General features: G+C 59.4%; 18 protein-coding genes. 11 read left to right on the top strand and 7 right to left on the bottom strand.

Features of this window, described 5'->3' with window-relative positions; all coding sequences use genetic code 11:
- Positions 1-11 precede the first annotated feature (11 nt).
- The 7 genes from ACP7E3_RS04435 to ACP7E3_RS04405 all read left to right on the top strand — a co-directional run bounded on the left by ACP7E3_RS04435 (position 12) and on the right by ACP7E3_RS04405 (position 6786).
- Complete coding sequence (locus ACP7E3_RS04435) at positions 12-272, top strand: YeaC family protein (RefSeq protein ID WP_017848373.1); 261 nt, start codon at positions 12-14, stop codon at positions 270-272.
- Positions 269-1099, top strand: a complete 831-nt coding sequence (locus ACP7E3_RS04430) for a DUF2797 domain-containing protein (protein ID WP_017848374.1) — start codon at positions 269-271, stop codon at positions 1097-1099. Before ACP7E3_RS04435 ends, ACP7E3_RS04430 begins: the two co-directional genes overlap by 4 nt.
- A gap of 13 nt (positions 1100-1112) precedes the next feature.
- On the top strand, positions 1113-3770 hold the full coding sequence (gene pepN, locus ACP7E3_RS04425) for an aminopeptidase N (RefSeq protein WP_411220191.1): 2658 nt from the start codon (positions 1113-1115) through the stop codon (positions 3768-3770).
- Between the two features lie 133 nt (positions 3771-3903).
- Positions 3904-4620 carry a helix-turn-helix transcriptional regulator gene (locus tag ACP7E3_RS04420; protein ID WP_026140198.1) on the top strand — a complete coding sequence of 239 codons (717 nt, stop codon included), beginning with the start codon at positions 3904-3906 and terminating at the stop codon, positions 4618-4620.
- Between the two features lie 51 nt (positions 4621-4671).
- Complete coding sequence (locus tag ACP7E3_RS04415; protein WP_017848377.1) at positions 4672-5007, top strand: nuclear transport factor 2 family protein; 336 nt, start codon at positions 4672-4674, stop codon at positions 5005-5007.
- A 15-nt stretch (positions 5008-5022) separates the two neighbouring features.
- Positions 5023-6129, top strand: coding sequence for a cell division protein ZapE (gene zapE / locus ACP7E3_RS04410; protein ID WP_046483725.1), 1107 nt, complete (start codon positions 5023-5025; stop codon positions 6127-6129).
- A gap of 165 nt (positions 6130-6294) precedes the next feature.
- Entirely contained in the window at positions 6295-6786 is a 492-nt protein-coding gene (locus ACP7E3_RS04405; protein WP_017848379.1) for a GNAT family N-acetyltransferase, read from the top strand.
- Between the two features lie 100 nt (positions 6787-6886).
- On the opposite strand, the gene ACP7E3_RS04400 is transcribed toward ACP7E3_RS04405, so the two are convergent.
- The 4 genes from ACP7E3_RS04400 to ACP7E3_RS04385 form a co-directional block, all read right to left on the bottom strand.
- Positions 6887-7108 carry a hypothetical protein gene (locus ACP7E3_RS04400; RefSeq protein WP_046383157.1) on the bottom strand — a complete coding sequence of 74 codons (222 nt, stop codon included), beginning with the start codon at positions 7106-7108 and terminating at the stop codon, positions 6887-6889.
- A 143-nt stretch (positions 7109-7251) separates the two neighbouring features.
- Positions 7252-9489, bottom strand: a complete 2238-nt coding sequence (locus ACP7E3_RS04395) for a TonB-dependent siderophore receptor (RefSeq protein WP_046383158.1) — start codon at positions 9487-9489, stop codon at positions 7252-7254.
- Positions 9490-9617: 128 nt separating this feature from the next.
- Positions 9618-11360: a phosphoethanolamine transferase CptA gene (locus tag ACP7E3_RS04390; RefSeq protein ID WP_079443636.1), complete on the bottom strand. Its 1743-nt coding sequence runs from the start codon at positions 11358-11360 to the stop codon at positions 9618-9620.
- Between the two features lie 152 nt (positions 11361-11512).
- On the bottom strand, positions 11513-11689 hold the full coding sequence (locus ACP7E3_RS04385; RefSeq protein ID WP_155678519.1) for a DUF6026 family protein: 177 nt from the start codon (positions 11687-11689) through the stop codon (positions 11513-11515).
- 268 nt (positions 11690-11957) lie between these two features.
- Here ACP7E3_RS04385 and gnd point away from each other — a divergent pair, with 268 nt between their 5' ends.
- The 3 genes from gnd to ACP7E3_RS04370 are packed head-to-tail and all read left to right on the top strand — an operon-like array spanning position 11958 to position 15306.
- A complete protein-coding gene (gene gnd, locus ACP7E3_RS04380) occupies positions 11958-12941 on the top strand; it encodes a phosphogluconate dehydrogenase (NAD(+)-dependent, decarboxylating) (RefSeq protein WP_017848384.1) in 984 nt (327 codons plus the stop codon).
- Positions 12938-14461: a glucose-6-phosphate dehydrogenase gene (gene zwf / locus ACP7E3_RS04375; protein ID WP_017848385.1), complete on the top strand. Its 1524-nt coding sequence runs from the start codon at positions 12938-12940 to the stop codon at positions 14459-14461. Before gnd ends, zwf begins: the two co-directional genes overlap by 4 nt.
- Positions 14458-15306, top strand: coding sequence for a Cof-type HAD-IIB family hydrolase (locus ACP7E3_RS04370; protein ID WP_057005230.1), 849 nt, complete (start codon positions 14458-14460; stop codon positions 15304-15306). Before zwf ends, ACP7E3_RS04370 begins: the two co-directional genes overlap by 4 nt.
- A 73-nt stretch (positions 15307-15379) precedes the next feature.
- On the opposite strand, the gene ACP7E3_RS04365 is transcribed toward ACP7E3_RS04370, so the two are convergent.
- Entirely contained in the window at positions 15380-15640 is a 261-nt protein-coding gene (locus ACP7E3_RS04365) for a hypothetical protein (protein WP_017848387.1), read from the bottom strand.
- A 345-nt stretch (positions 15641-15985) separates the two neighbouring features.
- Between ACP7E3_RS04365 and ACP7E3_RS04360 the strand changes: the two genes are divergently transcribed.
- Positions 15986-17311, top strand: coding sequence for a sigma 54-interacting transcriptional regulator (locus ACP7E3_RS04360; RefSeq protein WP_426122378.1), 1326 nt, complete (start codon positions 15986-15988; stop codon positions 17309-17311).
- Positions 17312-17375: 64 nt separating this feature from the next.
- Here ACP7E3_RS04360 and ACP7E3_RS04355 read toward each other — a convergent pair whose 3' ends face one another.
- Together ACP7E3_RS04355 and ACP7E3_RS04350 are read right to left on the bottom strand one after the other, a co-directional pair.
- Positions 17376-18686: a hypothetical protein gene (locus ACP7E3_RS04355; RefSeq protein WP_057005231.1), complete on the bottom strand. Its 1311-nt coding sequence runs from the start codon at positions 18684-18686 to the stop codon at positions 17376-17378.
- A gap of 50 nt (positions 18687-18736) precedes the next feature.
- Positions 18737-19486, bottom strand: a complete 750-nt coding sequence (locus ACP7E3_RS04350; protein WP_057005232.1) for a hypothetical protein — start codon at positions 19484-19486, stop codon at positions 18737-18739.
- Positions 19487-19494 lie beyond the last annotated feature (8 nt).

The following is a 19494-nucleotide window of genomic DNA, read 5'->3' as shown; positions in this document are numbered from 1 at the left end:
GAAGAGCCTGAATGTCCTCTTTTGCTGAAATGATCGAAAACATCACCCCGGACATCTACCGGAGCCTCAAGCTCGCCGTGGAAATCGGCAAATGGTCCGATGGCCGCAAGCTCACCGCCGAGCAGCGGGAGCTGTCGCTGCAAGCGATGATCGCCTGGGAGATCCAGAACCTGCCGGAAGACCAGCGCACCGGCTACATGGGAACGCAGGAGTGTGAATCGAAGTCGACCACGGTGCCGAACATCCTGTTCAAGTCGGACGCGATCCATTGATTGAAATCGGTCGCGGTGCAGTCAGCAAAATGTCGGCGCAACTCGGTGAGCCGACCGTTCAATATGCGTTTCGTCTGGGCGATACCGAGGTGCCGGTCAACCCGTTGATCGGTACCCATGTGCGCCTGGAGTACCTGGGTGCGATCCATTGCAGCCATTGCGGCCGCAAGACCAAGACCAGCTTCAGCCAGGGTTATTGCTACCCGTGCATGACCAAGCTGGCTCAGTGCGACCTGTGCATCATGAGTCCCGAGCGTTGTCATTACGCCGCCGGCACCTGCCGTGATCCGGCGTGGGGCGAGCAGTTCTGCATGACCGACCATGTGGTCTACCTGGCCAATTCGTCGGGGATCAAGGTCGGCATCACCCGCGCCACCCAATTGCCCACGCGTTGGCTTGACCAGGGCGCCAGCCAGGCGCTGCCGATCGTGCGTGTGTCCACGCGCCAGCAGTCCGGTTTCGTCGAAGACCTGTTCCGCAGCCAGGTCGCCGACAAGACCAACTGGCGGGCCTTGCTCAAGGGCGATGCACAATCGGTTGACCTCAAGCAGGTGCGCGATGAGTTGTTCGCGTCTTGCGCCGAGGGCCTGGCGAGTTTGCAGGAACGCTTTGGCCTACAAGCCATCCAAACGATTGCCGACATTGAACCGATCGAAATCCGTTACCCGATCGAGCAGTATCCGACCAAGATCGTCAGCTTCAACCTGGACAAGAACCCGATTGCCGAAGGCACGCTGCTGGGGATCAAGGGCCAATACCTGATCTTCGACACCGGGGTCATCAATATTCGCAAGTACACGGCCTACCAGCTCGCCGTGCATCAGTAAAAGGATGCCACCCATGCGTACCGAACAACCGAAGATGATTTACCTGAAGGACTATCAGGCGCCGGACTACCTGATCGACGAGACGCACCTGACCTTCGAGTTGTTCGAGGACCACAGCCTGGTCCACGCGCAACTGGTGATGCGCCGTAACCCCGCACGTGGCGCCGGCTTGCCGCCGCTGGTGCTGGACGGTCAGCAGCTCGAACTGTTGAGCGTGAACCTGGCTGACCGGGAATTGACGGACGCTGACTACCAGTTGACCGACAGCCACCTGACCGTGCAGCCCACGAGTGAGACCTTCACCCTCGACACCAGCGTCAAGATCCACCCCGAAACCAACACGGCCCTCGAAGGCTTGTACAAGTCCGGCGGCATGTTCTGCACCCAGTGCGAGGCCGAAGGGTTCCGCAAGATCACTTACTACCTCGACCGTCCGGATGTGATGAGTACCTTCACCACCACCGTGATCGCCGAGCAACACAGCTACCCGGTGCTGCTGTCCAACGGCAACCCGATTGCCAGCGGTCCTGGCGAAGACGGCCGCCACTGGGCGACCTGGGAGGACCCGTTCAAGAAGCCGGCGTACCTGTTCGCGCTGGTGGCCGGTGATTTGTGGTGTGTCGAAGACTGCTTCACCACCATGACCAACCGTTCCGTGGCGCTGCGTATCTATGTCGAGCCGGAAAATATCGACAAGTGCCAGCACGCCATGACCAGCCTGAAAAAATCCATGCGCTGGGATGAAGAAACCTACGGCCGCGAGTACGATCTCGACATCTTCATGATCGTCGCGGTCAACGACTTCAACATGGGTGCCATGGAGAACAAGGGCCTCAACATCTTCAACTCCAGCGCCGTGCTGGCCCGCGCCGAAACCGCCACCGATGCCGCGCATCAGCGGGTTGAGGCTATCGTCGCGCATGAATACTTCCACAACTGGTCGGGCAACCGCGTGACCTGCCGCGACTGGTTCCAACTGTCGCTCAAGGAAGGCTTCACCGTGTTCCGCGACTCGGGCTTCTCTGCGGACATGAACTCAGCCACGGTCAAGCGCATTCAGGATGTGGCGTACCTGCGCACTCATCAGTTCGCCGAAGACGCCGGCCCGATGGCCCATGCCGTGCGCCCGGAAAGTTTTATCGAGATCTCCAACTTCTATACCCTGACCGTGTACGAAAAGGGCTCGGAAGTGGTCGGTATGATCCACACCTTGCTCGGCGCCGAAGGCTTCCGCAAAGGCAGCGACCTCTATTTCGAGCGTCATGACGGTCAGGCCGTGACCTGCGACGACTTCATCAAGGCCATGGAAGACGCCAACGGTGCCGACCTCAGCCAGTTCAAGCGCTGGTACAGCCAGGCCGGTACGCCGCGCTTGGCGGTGAGTGATTCCTACGATGCTGCGGCCAAAACCTACAGCCTGACTTTCCGCCAAAGCTGCCCGGAAACCCCGGACAAAGTGGAAAAGCTGCCGTTCGTGATTCCAGTGGCATTGGGCCTGCTGGACGGCAAGGGCGCCGCTGTCGCGTTGCGCCTGGCCGGTGAGGCAAGTGCTGCCGGTACGTCCCGCGTGATTTCGGTGACCGAGGCCGAGCAGACCTTTACCTTCGTCGATATCAACGAACAGCCGCTGCCTTCGCTGCTGCGCGGTTTCTCGGCGCCGGTGAAACTGAGCTTCGCGTACACCCGTGATCAGTTGATGTTCCTGATGCAGCACGACAGCGACGGGTTCAATCGCTGGGATGCCGGCCAGCAACTGTCGGTGCAGGTGTTGCAGGAGCTGATTGGCCAGTACCAGGCGGGTCAGCCGCTGAAGCTGGATCAGCGCCTGATCGACGCTCTGCGCACGGTATTGAGCGACGAAAGCCTGGACCAGGCGATGGTCGCCGAAATGCTCTCGTTGCCGGGTGAGGCCTACCTGACGGAAATCAGCGAAGTGGCCGACGTCGACGCCATTCATGCCGCCCGTGAATTCGCCCGCAAGCAACTGGCCGACCAGTTGTTCGACGGCTTGTGGCTGCGCTACCAGGCCAACCGCGAACTCTCCAAGCAAACCCCGTATGTAGCGGCTGCCGAGCACTTTGCCCGGCGTGCCTTGCAGAACATTGCGCTGTCGTACCTGATGCTCAGCGGCAAGCCGCAAGTGCTGGCGGCAACGTTGGACCAGTTCGACACCAGCGACAACATGACTGAACGCCTGACCGCGTTGGCGGTGTTGGTGAATTCGCCGTTCGAGGCGGAAAAAGCCAAGGCCTTGGCAGTGTTTGCCGAGAACTTCAAGGACAACCCGCTGGTCATGGACCAGTGGTTCAGCGTGCAGGCTGGCAGCGTGTTGCCGGGTGGGCTGGCGCGGGTCAAGGCGTTGATGGAACATCCGGCGTTCACCATCAAGAACCCGAACAAAGTGCGTGCACTGGTGGGCGCGTTTGCCGGGCAGAACTTGATCAACTTCCACGCCGCGGACGGCTCGGGCTATCGTTTCCTGGCGGACCTGGTAATTCAGTTGAACGGTTTCAACCCGCAGATCGCCTCGCGCCAATTGGCGCCGTTGACCCGCTGGCGCAAATACGACAGCGCGCGGCAGGCGCTGATGAAGGCGGAACTGGAGCGTATTCGAGCTTCCGGTGAGCTGTCGAGCGATGTGTTCGAGGTGGTCAGCAAGAGCCTTGCGTAAACCACGCAATTAAAAAAACGGCCGACAGGCCGTTTTTTTTCGTCCCGGATAATCGGCGGCCGAACGGCTGCTGACATTTTCTGACAGGGTGCTCTGATAAGCTGTGCCACTTTCTTTTTTTGATGGGCTCAACGTGTCGCGTACCACTCGTCTACTGACTTTGCTCCAGGCTCTGCGGGGCAAGAAGCGTCCGGTGACCGCTGCCGTACTGGCGGCGCAGTTGGAGGTGTCCGAGCGCACGCTGTATCGCGACATCGCCGAATTGACCGCGCTGGGCGCGCCTATTTTTGGCGAGGCCGGAGTTGGGTATGTGTTGCGCAGCGGGCTGTTTTTACCGCCCTTGATGCTCAATGCCGAGGAAACCGAAGCCATCGTGCTTGGTCTGCGCTATGTGGATCAGCGTGGCGACGATGTCTTGAGCCATGCCGCGGCCAACGCCTTGGCAAAAATTGCCGACGTGCTGGACCCCGCCGCCCAGGAAGCGTTACGCAACCCGACGCTGCTACCTGGCCCGCCAGGGTTCGGCTACCCGGAAAACCGCGTACCGCTCAATGTGTTTCGCGAAGCCATTCGCAACCAGGCCAAGCTGCACATCGATTACGCCGACGCGAGCCAGACCCAGAGCCAGCGGCTGATCTGGCCCCTGGCGCTGGGTTTTCTCAATGAGGTGCGGGTGATCGTGGCCTGGTGCGAACTGCGAGACGCGTATCGCACCTTTCGCACCGATCGCGTGGCTGCCGCTGAGTCCCGCGGCGAGCGCTATCCGGGGCGCCGCAGTGATTGGTTGCGGGGCTGGCGCAAGTTGATGGAGCAGCAGCATTCCTCGCCGTTCACTCCTGACAAAAACTGACACAGCCCTGGTTTAGCATGGCGTCATAAATCATCACAAAGGAGCTGTGCCATGTCCCACGCTGATCTGGCCCCGGCCATCGCCGCCTACATTGCGGCAACCAATGCCTGCGACACTTCGGCCGTCGCCCATTGTTTTGCTGACGACGCCAACGTGTTCGATGAGGGCGCGCATCAGGTCGGCACCGCCGCCATCGCACGTTGGATGGAAGACACCGCGCAGCGTTATCAGCCCAGGGTCGAAGTGCTCAACGTGCAGCATCGCACCGGCAAGGTATTGGTCAGCAATGTGGTTTCCGGCAACTTCCCCGGCAGCCCGCTGGAGCTGCGCTACACCTTTCGCTTGAACGAACAGGGCAAGATTTCACGGTTGGATATCTCCTTGTAAGTCATAATGGCGCGCATGACTTTCGACTCGCCGCTCGCCGCTTATCAATACGCCACCACCCAACTGGGCTTCGTCGCCGACGATGCCCAGCGCCGTGCGGTGGATGCCCTGCAGACCTGCCACCAAGCCTTGCACCAAGGGCGCTCGCCGATTCTCGGGGTTTACCTCTGGGGCCCGGTGGGCCGGGGTAAAACCTGGCTGATGGACCAGTTTTACCTGAGCCTGCGCGTGCCGGCGCGGCGCCAGCATTTCCATCACTTCATGGGTTGGGTACACCAGCGTTCGTTCCAGCTCACCGGCACCCATGACCCGTTGCAAGCGCTGGCCCGTGAGCTGGCCCAAGAGGTACGCGTGCTGTGTTTTGACGAGTTGTTCGTCAGTGACATCGGTGATGCAATTATCCTTGGCCGTTTGTTCCAGGTGATGTTCGAAGAAGGCGTGGTGATGGTCTGCACCTCCAATCAACCGCCCGAACAGCTTTACGCCGGTGGCTTCAATCGCGAGCGTTTCCTGCCGGGCATTGCGGCGATCAAGCAGCACATGCAAGTGGTGGCGGTGGACGGTGGTGAAGACCATCGCTTGCACCCGGGTGTCGGCGTGCAACGTTATTGGGTCGATCAGCCGGATGCGCTGGCGGCGGTGTTCGAGCAATTGAGCGAAGGCCAAGCGGTGCGCCATGGCCCGATCAGTGTCGGTCATCGCTGCATCGTGGCGGTGCAGGCCAGCGACACGGTGTTGTGGTGCCGGTATGCCGACCTGTGCGAGCAACCTTTGGCAGCGATGGATTTCATGCTGCTGTGTGATCGTTTCAAGGCGATCCTGTTGGGTGAGGTCCCCAACCTGAGTGCACAAAAGCGACCGGGACGGATTGCCCGAGGCACCGAGGACGGTGTCCAGCGAGTAGCGGCCGGTGATCGCGAATTGCCCGAGTTGTCAGTACACGATGACAGCGTGCGGCGCTTTATCGCCCTGGTGGATGAATGCTACGACCGCAAGGTGCCGCTGTTCATCGAGGCTAAAGTGCCGTTGGAAAGCCTCTACACCGAAGGCTATCTGGAATTCCCTTTCCGACGAACCTTGAGTCGCTTGCAGGAAATGCAATTGCAGCGCTTTGGGGGGTAGGAAAAAGCCTGGTGCAAGTCCTATGGCTGCTTTTGATGTGGGTAACCTTCGCGCCTTCTGGCAGCTATTTGTAGTTAATCTCCTTCATCTAGCGCCTGCTCCACGCTTACAATCGTCCTCCTCAAAGGGAACTGATTCCCTTGTTTGTCGTTATCGAGGACGGAAATGGATACCCCTGAAATCCTGGTGCTGCAAGCCAGCTACACTAATCCTGTGCATGCCGAGGCCATTGCCCTGCTGCTCAATCATTACGCTGAAGACCCAATGGGGGGCGGCCACAGCCTGCCCGCCGACCTGTTGCAACAACTGCCGGCTGAACTGGCCAAGCGCCCGCATGCGTTCAGTGTCCTGGCATTCGTGGGCGGCGAGCCTGCGGGATTGGTCAATTGCTTTGAAGGGTTTTCCACCTTCGCCTGTCGTCCGCTGGTCAATGTCCACGATGTCGCCGTGATGAATCGGTTCCGGGGCCTGGGGCTGAGCCAGAAAATGCTGCAGAAGGTCGAGGAAATCGCCCGTCAGCGTGGCTGCTGCAAGATCACCTTGGAAGTGCTCGAGGGCAATGCTGTGGCGCAGTCGGCGTACCGCAAGTTCGGTTTTGACGACTCGGTATTTGATCCGGCCCATGGGCGTATGTTGTTCTGGAACAAACCACTGTAATAAGGCACAGGCAAAAAAAGGCGCCATTGAATGGCGCCAAGTTAACCTTTGCCAACAGAGCGGATTGGCACAGGGTGATGCGAGTTAAATAAAAGTTAACTTAACTTTTAGGTTGTGCCTCGGTGCTGGATTGATCAGCTGTGTCGCGCTTTAAAGTTTTACCGTCAGCGGAGGCAGTTTGTTCATTGCTGCCGTGGAATTTCTGCTGCGTGAAGGTGAAGTTATTGTAGAACTCCTTCGAGCGCTCCGAGCCGCCTTCTGCAAAAGCCGCCGCGGAAGTCAGGGTCAGCAGGCCGGCAAGCATAAAAATCGAGGGTTTCATCAAGGTGTTCCCATTCAGTGTGGTCGGTATCCGCTCGGTCCTTGATCAGATTCATGGGGCGATTGTGCGGGCAGCTTATTAAGTGGGTATTAACGTGGGGAACTCCCGAAGTTAACAATGTTGTTAACTTCGGCGGAGGCTGGTTAGAGTTTCCAGTCGAGTGCCAAGGTTATCGAGCGCGGGTCGCCCCAGTACACGCCATTATAAAAGCCGACGCGTTCATAATATTTTTCATCGAATAGATTATTGACATTAACCGAAGCCGAAACATGCTCGTCGAACTGGTAGCGCGACATCAGGTTGACCACGGTATAGGCCTGTTGGGTGATCTTGGTGGATTCGGTGAGCAGGTAACCCTCTTGGTCCCGGCCGCCGATCGGCCGCTCGGCGAAGTCGTAGAAGTCGCTCTGCCAGTTCACCGCGCCGCCCACCGTCAACCCGCGCCATTCGCCCGGTAAACGATAGGCTGTCGACACCTTCAGCATATTCATCGGCTGGCCAGTGTTGTTGCGTTGTTTATCGCCGTTGAGCGAATGGGTGTAGGTGTAGCCCGCCGTGAGGTTCCAGTCCGGCATGACTTCGCCGGACACCTCCACTTCAAAGCCCTGCACCTTGTTGCCCTTGCCACCGGATTTGTAGAACTGCTCGCGGGTGATCGGGTCCGGCGGGGCCGCATTGTCGAGTTCGGCGACGTTATCCTGGGTGCTCCAGAAATACGCGGTGGCCAGGTTCAAACGTTCGTTGAGCAGGCTGCCCTTGAGGCCGATTTCGTAGTTACTGCCGACCACTGGTTCGAGGTACTGCTTGCTGGCGTTGCGCTCGTCCTGCGGGTTGAAGATGTCGGTGTAGCTGGCGTACACCGTGTATTCCGGCGTCAGGTCGTAGAGCAGGCCCGCGTAAGGTGTCCACATGTCTGTGTGGGTCTGGCTGGATTTGCTTGAGGCGGTCAATTGATTGTCGAGGTTGTACGTGGGCGAGGCGCTTTCGATTTCCCAGCTGCCATAGCGGCTGCCCAGTACCGCATGCAGCGTGTCGGTCAAGCTCAAGCGTGTGGCGAGGTAGCCGGCCTTTTGTTTTTTGCTGCTATGTTCGCCCTTGAGGCCGGTGGTGCGGTCGGGGAATTTGCCGATGCCGCCCATGTGCTTCCAGTCTTCGATGGTCTCGTAGCCTTGGGGCGTTGAAAAACGTTGGAAGGGTGACGTGTCGCGCTGCTCGGATTCGCCATAACCCAGCATCAACGCATGCTCGCGCCCCAACAGCGCGTAGGTGCCCGCCAGGTTGAAGTCGACCACATCCATTTTCGAGGTGCCGACCATCTGGTTGGTCCAGGCCGTCATGCCGCTGCCATCGGCATTCGGAAAACCGGCGCCGCCGTAATATACCTTGCCGTCGGTATCGCTTTGCCGATGGGTGTAGGCGGCTTTCAGGCGCCAGTCCGTCGCCAGTGTGTGATCGATGGAGGCGAAGGTGGTCTTGTCCTTCAGGGGCCAGGAGCTCCAGTCGGCCGCGAGGTTGGCCGAGCGCGACAGGCGGGCCTTGCTGCCGTCGCTGTTCCAGTAGGGCAGGGTGCCCCAGGAGCTGCCTTGCACGTGCTTGTTCTGGTAGTCGAAGCCGACGGCTACCACGGTGTCGTCCGTCAGGTCGGCCTCCAGAATGCCGTAGCCGACTTCCCGTTGCAGCGCGTAGTTGTCGCGAAAGGATTGGCTGTCACGGTAAGCCATCACCGTGCGCCCGCGCAGCCGTCCGTCAAAGGCCAGCGGGCCGCCCACATCCAGGTAGCTGTAGTAGTTGTCATGGCTGGCGCCGCTGACGCCGGTCTTGGCTTGCCATTGCGCAGTCGGGCGCTTGCGGATCATGTTGACGGTCGCCGAGGGGTCGCCGGCACCGGTTGTCAGGCCAGTGGCGCCGCGTACTACTTCGATACGGTCGTAGATGATGGTGTCCGAGTCGGACTTCATGCGCCCGAACGTATTGAGCATGCCGTCCACCTGGAAGTTATTGATCGAATAACCCCTGGAGGAATACCCGGCCCGGTCCGAATCCAGATGCTGGACCGTCACGCCGGTGGTCTGGCGCAAAGCGTCGGTCAGGGTATTGAGATTGAAATCGTCCATCTGTTGGCGGGTGACCACCGAAATGGATTGAGGCGTTTCCTTGATCGACAGGTTCAGCCGGGTGGCGGTACTCATCGAGCCGGTGGTATAGGCCCCGGTGTGCTCGGTATTGGCACCCAGGCCTTCGGCGCTGATGTGGGTGCTGCCCAGCTCCAGCGCGGTGGCGGGTGTCTGTTCGGGGTCGGTTTCAGCCAGCAGTTCCGGGCTCAGCGCCAGGCTGAACAGGCCGAGGGTAACGGTCATGGAACGGGTAAAGGGCGCGAACATCGCGGAAGACTCCTTGTCGTCTTTGCGGCCTTCTCAGTATGAAAAGGCCTTGGCTCAAAGACGAAAGGAGGCGTGGAACTTTAGGTGTAAACGAGAATGATTGTTATCGTTCTGTTACAAGGCGGTATTTACTTGAGCACCACGTCGGCGTTTTCGGCCGTCTTCGGTTTGATCAGGCTAAAGTCGATCAGCGCTTTCTGCTGGCGCTCATAGGGGTTGCCGATCAACAACGGGCGCGGTTTGAAGCTGTCGCTGACCAGGCTTTTACTGTGGTCCAGCTCATCGAAATTCAGGCCGGCCAAGTCGGCCCAGGTGTGGATCAGCTGCGAGCTGCTGTAGGGCCGTTGCAGGTCGCCGGCAAATTTCCAGTCGTGGGTTTCGCGCCATTTCGGTGAGGCGTAGGCCATGAACGGGATGGTGTACATCGGCGCCGTCGGCTTGCCTTCGTTGCGGCCCAGGGTGGTGTGGCCGGCGGAGTCGAATACGTCTTCACCGTGGTCCGACAGGTACAGCAGGAAACCGTTGGGGTCGGTCTTGGCGTAGTCCTTGATCAGGCTCGACACCACGAAGTCGTTGTACAGCACCGCGTTGTCGTAGCTGTTGTAGATCGGCAACTGGGCATCGGTGATAGCGTCCGGAACACCCTGGCGATCGGTGAACTTCTCGAAGGTTGGCGGATAGCGGTACTGGTAGCTCATGTGCGTGCCCAGCAGGTGGACCACGATGAGCTTGCGCTCGGCGGGGTCGGTCAGGGCCTTGGCGAAGGGCGCCAGGACGTCACCGTCGTATTGGCGGGCGTTCTGGTTGCGGTTGTTGTTCAGGTAGACCTGCTCGTCGGCCTGTTCGGAAAAGGTCGTGAGCATGGTGTTGCGCTTGGTCATGGTCTGCTGGTTGGTGATCCAGAAGGTCTTGTAACCGGCCTGTTTCATCACGCTGACAATCGACGGCGTCTTGAGGTACAGGTCCGGGTTCTCTTCGTCGGCGAAGGTCAGCACCTGTTGCAGCGCTTCAATGGTGTAGGGGCGCGGGGTGATGACGTTGTCGAACACGGCCAACTGGTCACGCAGCTTGTCCAGCTCCGGTGTGGTATTGCGCGGGTAGCCATAGAGGCTCATGCGTTGGCGGTTGGTGGACTCGCCGATCACCAGCACCAGGGTCGAAGGCTGGCCGGCCATGCTGTCCTTGAGGTTTTTCAACGGCGGGATCTGGCTGGCGCTGGTCAGCATGCCTTGCATGTTGTCCAGTTGCTCGGTGTAGCGGCGGTAGGCGACGATCATCTGCCACGGCACGGCCGGCTCGATGCGGGTTTCGAAGCGGTCGATGGCCAGTTCCATGGTTTCGCTCGTGGCGATCTGCTTGACCAACGGGTAGCCGACGACGGCCAGCACAATGGCTACCGCTGCCAGTATCGACTGGCCGCGAGGCAGGTAAACCGGGCGCAAGCGCGTCCACAGGAAGATGGCGAAGGCGGTGTGGGCAATGAATGCCAGCACGATCCACCAGGCGAAATATTGGGTGGCGTATTCGCCCGCTTCAGAAATGTTCGACTCGAACATGATGAAGATGACGCTCTGGGAGAATTCCTGCTGATAGATGAAGAAATAACCCAGGCTGGCCATGGAGCAAGCCCACAGCACCACTCCGATCAAGGCGGCCAGCAGGCGAGTACGGCGCGGGAATAACAACATCGGCGCCAACCACAGCGCACTCATGAAGAAGGCTTGGCGAAAGCCACTGAAACCGGAAGTGCCGGTCAGTTGAATCAGCAGTTGGGTAATACCCGAGAAGTACCAGAAGAACAGGAACAGCCAACCCAGGCCGGCCCAATCAAAACCTTTCGCAGACGTAGTGCTGCGTTTGAACATCGCCATCCAGCGCTCCAACCCGATAATTTTTCAGCTGACGCGCAGGGACGCACGCAGCAGAGGCCGCCCTTGTGTAAGGCGGCCCTTCGGGCGCGAGTATCGTGAAGGAGATGTGAAAACTTTGTGAGTTTTTTGTAGGAGTTACCTTACAAAACCGCTCAGCAGAGGGCGGGCTGTGTGCTGGAAGGCTGATCCAGCTGGCCTTGCAGGTGCGAGCGCAGGCGCAAGACTTCCTGTTGCAGTTGGTCGCGTTCGGCCTTCAATTGGCGCAACTCGTCGCGACGGATGCTGACGTAGAGGGTCTGTGGCGGGCGGGTCATCTGTGCTGTGCTCATTGCTTACCTCGCAAATAGCCGGTAGATCGCGGTGCCAGAACGCATGATTGGGGATTCTGGGCATCAGTCGGAAGCAATTCTGAATTCTTTTATGTATCAAGGGAACTTTTTTATTTTTGGCGGTCGTGTGACTTTTGCGGCGGTAATGGTGAAATGCTGGCTACTTTTTCTCATGAAACTATACCGATCCGCTCTGAACTAACCCTCATTAGCCTCATTGCGCTATAAACTATGTCACACATTTTTTAGTAGTTAGGAGCATCAGCACATGCAACTGGGGATTATTGGACTAGGCCGCATGGGCGGTAATATTGCGCGGCGCCTGATGCTCAATGGGCATACCACCGTTGTTTACGACCGTAACGAAGCATTTGTCAAAGGCCTGAGCGAAGAGGGCGCCACCGGCGTTGCCGATTTGAAGGCGCTGGTCGCCGGGCTGCAGAAGCCCCGCGCTGTGTGGGTGATGTTGCCGGCAGGCGACCCCACCGAAAACACCATCAATGAACTGAGCGACCTGCTGGACCACGGTGACGTGATCATCGACGGCGGCAACACCAACTACAAGGACGACGTGCGTCGTGCCAAGGCCCTGTCGGAAAAAGGCCTGCACTACGTCGACGTCGGCACCTCGGGCGGCGTCTGGGGCCTGGAGCGTGGCTACTGCATGATGATCGGCGGCGACGCCGCGACTGTACAGCGCCTTGATCCGATCTTCGCCAGCCTGGCGCCGGGCCTGGGTTCCATCCCGCGTACCAAGGACCGCTCGGCCGCCGCAGACCCCCGCGCCGAGCACGGTTACATTCATGCCGGCCCTGCAGGTTCGGGGCACTTCGTGAAGATGATTCACAACGGTATCGAGTACGGGATGATGCAGGCGTTTGCCGAAGGCTTTGACATCCTCAAGACCAAAAACTCGGAAAACCTCGCCGAAGACCAACGTTTCGACCTGAATGTTGCCGATATCGCCGAAGTCTGGCGTCGTGGCAGCGTGGTGTCGTCCTGGCTGCTGGACCTGACCGCCGACGCCCTGGCCACCGACCCGAAACTCGAGGGCTACTCCGGCTCGGTTGCCGACAGCGGCGAAGGCCGTTGGACCATCGAAGCCGCCATGGAACAAGCCGTGCCGGTGCCGGTGCTGTCCACGTCGTTGTTTGCGCGTTTCCGCTCGCGCCAGCAGAGCACCTACGGTGACAAGATGTTGTCTGCCATGCGCTTTGGCTTCGGTGGTCACGTGGAGACGTCCAAAAAATGACCGCCAACGGCAAGAAACCCAAGGCCGAACCCGCTCCTCCCACCACGCTGTTTCTGTTTGGTGCCCACGGCGACCTGGTCAAGCGCCTGCTTATGCCGGCGCTGTACAACCTGAGTCGTGACGGGCTGCTGGGCAATGGCTTGCGCATTGTCGGCGTTGATCACAACGCCATCAGCGATGCCGACTTTGCCAAGAAACTCGAGGACTTCATTCGCACCGAAGCCGCGAGCAAGGTCAAGGGCAATGCTGACAACGCACTGGACCCACAGCTGTGGGCGCAGTTGGCCAAAGGTATCAGCTACGTCGAGGGTGATTTCCTCGACGACAGCACCTACGCGGACATCGCCGAAAAAATCGCCGACAGCGGCACCGGCAATGCGGTGTTCTACCTGGCCACCGCGCCGCGCTTCTTCAGTGACGTGGTGCAGCGCCTGGGCAGTGCCGGTTTGTTGACGGAGAGCGACGATCACTTCCGCCGCGTGGTGATCGAAAAGCCGTTCGGTTCCGACCTGGCCACCGCCGAAGCCTTGAACGCCTGTTTGCTCAAAGTGATGAGCGAGAAGCAGATCTATCGCATCGACCATTACCTGGGCAAGGAAACGGTACAGAACATCCTGATCAGCCGTTTCTCCAACGTGCTGTTCGAGGCGTTCTGGAACAACCATTACATCGACCACGTACAGATCACCGCCGCCGAAACCGTCGGCGTGGAAACCCGGGGCAATTTCTTCGAAAAAACCGGCACCCTGCGTGACATGGTGCCCAATCACCTGTTCCAGCTGCTGGCAATGGTCGCCATGGAACCGCCAGCGGCGTTTGGCGCCGACGCTGTGAGGGGTGAAAAGGCCAAGGTGATCGGTGCCGTGCGCCCTTGGTCCGCAGAGGATGCGCGGGCCAATTCGGTGCGTGGCCAGTACAGCGCCGGAGAGATTGGTGGCAAGCCGGTTCCCGGTTATCGCGACGAAGCCAACGTCGCGCCCGACAGCAGCACCGAAACGTTTGTCGCCCTGAAAGTGATGATCGACAACTGGCGCTGGGTGGGTGTGCCGTTCTACCTGCGCACCGGCAAACGCATGAGCATTCGCGATACCGAGATCGTGATCTGCTTCAAGCCGGCGCCTTATGCGCAGTTCCGCGACACCGAAGTGAATGAGCTGCGGCCCACGTTCCTCAAGATCCAGATCCAGCCCAACGAAGGCATGTGGTTCGACCTGCTGGCGAAAAGGCCTGGGCCGACCTTGGACATGGCCAACATTGAGTTGGGGTTTGCCTACGAAGACTTCTTCGAAATGCAGCCGTCGACGGGTTACGAAACCTTGATCTACGACTGCATGACCGGCGACCAGACCCTGTTCCAGCGCGCCGACAACATCGAAAACGGCTGGCGTGCGGTGCAGCCGTTTCTCGATGCGTGGAAGGAAGACGACGGGATCCAGGCCTACAAGGCCGGTGAAGATGGTCCGGCGGCGGCCGATGCGTTGCTGGCCCGCGATGGCCGTGCCTGGCACTCGCTCGGATGAGTGATACTGCGAAGCATCCCATCCGGTTTGTGTTGAGTGATATGGACGGCACTTTGTTGCGCCCGGATCACACCCCGACCCAACGCACCCTTTCAACGGTTCGCGCCTTGCGTGAAGCCGGCGTGTTATTCAGCCTGGCCAGCGGGCGTCCGCCCAAGGCCATGATGCACATGGTCGAAGCGTTTGGCATCGACGTGCCGGTGGCGGGTTTCAATGGCGGCACACTGGTCAACCCTGACGGCAGCGTGCTGGTCGCGCACCGACTGCCGGCGGAGGCGGCGCTGGTGGCATTGGCGCTGTTTTCCGGCGAGCCGGACGTGGAAGTCTGGCTGTTTGCCGATGGTGAATGGCTGCGGCGCGATCCGCCTGGGCCCATGGTGGCGGTTGAAACCGCGGGCTTGGGTTATGGGCCGCTGGTGGTGGAGAGTTTTGAACCGTACCTGGATCGGGTCGACAAGATCGTCGCCGCCAGTCGCAACACGCAATTATTGATGGAGCTGGAAGCGCAATTGCAGCCCAAGGTGCAGGGCTTGGCCCAGGTCTCGCGTTCGCAACCGATCTACCTGGATGTGACCGCCATGAAAGCCAACAAAGGCGAGGCCTTGAAAGCCTTGGCCGCGCACCTCGGAGTGCCGTTGGCACAGACCGCAGTGATCGGCGATGGTGGCAACGACCCGGCAATGTTTCATGTGGCCGGATTGTCGATTGCCATGGGGCAGGCTGAAGAGCCCGTCAAGCGCCAGGCCGATGTGGTCACCGGCAGCAATCTCGAGGACGGTGCGGCGCAAGCGATCGAGCGGTTTATTCTCAAGGTGCCACACAAAGTGTTCGATACGCCAAGTTAGACCATCGGCGTTTAATACTGAACTTGCGAGCCCTGTCTTTTACAACACAGTGCTCGCAAGTTGCAGTTTCGGATTACTTCGGCATGGCCCAGGACTGCAACTGGTAGCCATCTTTATCGAGCTCGGCGCGCGCCTGCAACAACAAATCTTCCAGTTGTGCCGGATCGGTATACGCGCTCGACGACAGTTGTTTAGTGCCGATGCGGGTATTGGTGCGGTCGATGACGCTCAGGCTGAGGGCACCGTTGCCATCGTGCCAGGCCACGCACTGGAAGGGTTGGAAAGCACGGTCTGCGATCAAAAGAGCTTCGTTGATGCGGAGCGGGGCGTTCATGTGGGTCTTCTCTCTAAATGCCCAATCAAGTGAGTGCCGTCGGCTGGGCTGACCGTGCGGCGAGTTACTTGTACTGATGCGCGATGGCGGGGTACGGGTCACATGTTAGAGCAACAATTTTCAACTTTCCGTGATTGGCGTCATGTAAGCGGCTGTTTTGAAAGCTGAATACGCGATTCGGCAGGTACAACTTTTTTGCTGGGATGTGACGGTCGAGTGGCTTTTTGCCAAGACATATAGCAAAACGATACAAGGCAACTGTCAAGATTTTGATACTGTAACTCCCGGGCGTCACAAACCTTTGTTTATAAATAACTTTAGCAATTCTGGCGCCAAGGAATAGTCATGATTGTTACACCTGTGCAGCGCCGCTTGCTCGTGGTCGACCCCTGTGATGACTGCTATGAGTTGTTACCGGGTTTGCGTGCGGCGGGGTGGGAGGTGGACAGTTGTACGTTGGCGGCCGTGGGGGAGCGATCCTGCGATGTCGGCTTGCTGCGCTTGCAGCCGTATCACCTGGAGCGGCCCGAAGCCGTCAAGGAACTGATCAGCCGCAGCGGCACCGAGTGGATCGCGGTGCTCACCCAAGAAGTGTTGCGCTTGCAGAACGTCGGCGATTTTGTCTGCGAATGGTTTTTTGACTTCCATACCTTGCCGTTCGATGTGTCCAGGGTGCAGGTCACCCTCGGCCGCGCCTTTGGCATGGCACGGCTGCGGGGCAAGGGCTACACCGCGGTGGACGAGCCCGAACATGAACTGCTGGGCGACAGCCGACCGATCCGCGAGCTGCGCAAGTTATTGTCCAAATTGGCGCCCACCGAGTCCCCGGTCCTGATCCGCGGCGACAGCGGCACCGGCAAAGAGCTGGTGGCCAAAACCCTGCACCGCCAATCCCAGCGCCATGCCAAGCCATTTGTCGCGATCAACTGCGGCGCGATCCCGGAACACCTGATCCAATCCGAACTGTTTGGCCACGAAAAGGGCGCGTTTACCGGCGCCCACCAGCGTAAGGTCGGGCGGATTGAAGCGGCCAATGGCGGCACGTTGTTTCTTGATGAGATCGGCGATTTGCCGATGGAGCTGCAGGCCAACCTGCTGCGATTCCTGCAGGAAAAACAGATCGAACGCGTCGGCGGGAGCCAGCCAATCCCGGTGGATGTGCGGGTGCTGGCGGCGACCCACGTCGACCTGGAAGCCGCTGTGGCGAAGGGTACGTTTCGTGAAGACTTGTATTACCGTTTGAATGTGTTGCAAGTGGTCACGGCGCCGTTGCGCGAGCGCCACGGTGACGTCGCTATGCTGGCCAACCACTTTGCGCGCTTCTACAGCCAGGAAACCGGGCGCCGCCCCCGCAGCTTCAGCGAAGACGCCCTGGTGGCCATGGGGCACCACCCTTGGCCGGGCAATGTGCGTGAGCAGGCCAACCGCGTGCGCCGAGGGCTGGTGCTGGCCGAAGGGCGGCAAATCGAAGCCGTTGATCTGGGTTTGCAGAGTCAGCAGGCAATTTCGTCGCCGATGGCTACACTGGAAGACTATAAACACCGCGCCGAACGCCAGGCGCTGTGCGATGTGCTCAACCGGCACAGCGACAACCTGAGTGTCGCGGCCCGTGTGCTGGGGATTTCCCGGCCGACGTTCTACCGGTTGTTGCACAAACACCAGATCCGCTAGGGCGGGTAAACCGAAAAGCCCCGCAACGACCCTTATCGTTGCGGGGCTTTTCCCTGTGCGCGGTTTAGAAGTAGTACGGGAATTTCAGGCTGAAGGTGAAGTCCGGCGCATCATCCGTCATGCCAATGGCCAGGTTCGGCACGATCGTCAGGTTATCCGACGCCGCGATGGTCATGCCCACGTTGAAGTAACCGGCGTTGGCATCGCTGGAGACCACCGATTGCCAATCCCCGCCGCTTTGCTTGACCTTGCTCTTGCGTTGCACGAGGTCGGACACCGAGAACGACATACTCATTTTCTCGTTGAGGGCGAAGGCGACACCGACCCCTAACTGGAAGCTGTCGCCCAGACTGACCTTGCCGGGGATTTTCTGGTTGACGTTGGGGCTGATGTCGCTGAACGAGTCTTCGAAGTTATGGGTGTAGGACAGCGAGCCGAACAGCACCGCCGGGTCGAAGGTCTTGACCAGGGAGATACCTGGCGTCACCGACCACACGCCGTTACCGGTCGGCAGGGTTTCCGGCACGGCGAGGTTGGTGTTGGTCGGCGATTCGATCAGCTTGATGCCATAAGGATCTTTGCCGGTAGGGGCCTTGACCCGTAACGACACCACCGCATCCGGCAGGCTGGCGCTCTCGTCGAGGAATTTATACGCAATGCCGAAGTTCACGTCGCCGATGGTCGGGTCGCGGGTAACCGAGCCTTCCGAGGTGGTGTTGGCGCTGCCGCCCGCACCGCCGGACTGGTAGGTCGACTCGCGATACACCACTGGCACATTCACGTCGAACTGCCAACGGTTGTCCAGGTTGTAGCGCCCGGTCAGGTCCACGGTCCAGCTGTCGGACTTGATCCGGTCCAGGTTGATATTGCCGAGGAAGATCGAATCCAGCGCCAGAAAGCCGTTAAGGGATAACTGGCGTGCGTCATAGCGCGCATAGGTGACGCCGGTTTCAAAGCTGAACTTGCCATTGCCGAAGAAGCCACTGGCCTCGTTGTACAAGTTGCTCACGCTTTGTGCCGGCGCCGAGTCATCCTTCAGGCTTTGCCCATAGGAACTGCCACCGCCGGCGCCGCCCGATGCTGCCGCCGCGCCCACCCCAGGCGTGTTGCCTGCCACGGTGGTGCCGCCTTTTCTCAAGTCGGCAGGCGACTTGACCAAGCGTCTAGGGGCGGGTGTTGCGGGTTGGTCTTCTACCTGTCGAACGCGTTGCTCCAATACTGCCAGTGCTTTTTGCTGCACTTCATAACGTTGCTTGAGCTCCAGAAGTTCCTGTTTCAAGGTTTCAATATCGGTGTCCGGTGCGGCATATAGCGCGGACGCCGGCAGGAGCGTACTCAAACAAATCACGGCACGTAACGATAACGATCGATGCATGAAATAAGCCGTCCCATTCCTAATGCGTAAGTGTCGTGGCTCAGCGTAGTTCAATAACCGGAAGGGCGAAGGCCTTTGAGTTGATCTAGGTTAAGATTTTGCGTGATATTGTTCAGACCACTGTTTCCCAGCACCACATTGAGTTGGGTCAGATTGTTCACGAAGTTGCTGTTCCCTTGGATGACCGTGCCTTGCAGGACGTTGCCGCCGCCAATTTGCTGCACGACGTTGCCTTGATTGTTGCTGGCCAGCAGCGCCATCTGCAGGCCGCCGTTCTTGGCGCTCACCGTGACCTGGCCAGCGGCAGTGCTGCCGGTAATCGGCTGGCCGGCCAGTAACGCCTGGCCTGACTGGACATAGTTGGCCGGAGTCAAGCCGTCTTTGGTGACGTTGATGTCAACGCCGTTGGTGGCTGTGTTGCCATCACCCGCTGTGCGGACGCTTTGAACCACGCCCTGGCCGGTGCCGAGGCCGGAGCCGCCGACGACGGTGCCGGTGCCGGTAGGCTGCTGGGTCGTGCCGTTGCCATCGCTGCCGGTAATCTGCACGTAAAATTGCGGCGTGATGGTGGTGGAGTTGACTTGCATGTTGGCAGTGCCGGTCACGGTGGCACCGGCGGCGTTGGTCCAGGTACTGCTCATCACAATGCCAAAGCTGACAATCCGCCCCGGCATCACATAGCGGCCGCGCAACTCGGCCATTTCCGAATCCTTGAGTTCAATCGGCTTGAACGCCGATGAAGCATAAACAGGTGCTGAGGCTGCCAGGCACATGACTGTCAGCCAACGGAGAGTATTCATCGTTTGCT

It is taken from the genome of Pseudomonas sp. PSPC2-3, from assembly GCF_049898265.1.
Lineage (GTDB): Bacteria > Pseudomonadota > Gammaproteobacteria > Pseudomonadales > Pseudomonadaceae > Aquipseudomonas > Aquipseudomonas veronii.
This window is presented reverse-complemented; position numbering and strand designations above follow the sequence as displayed.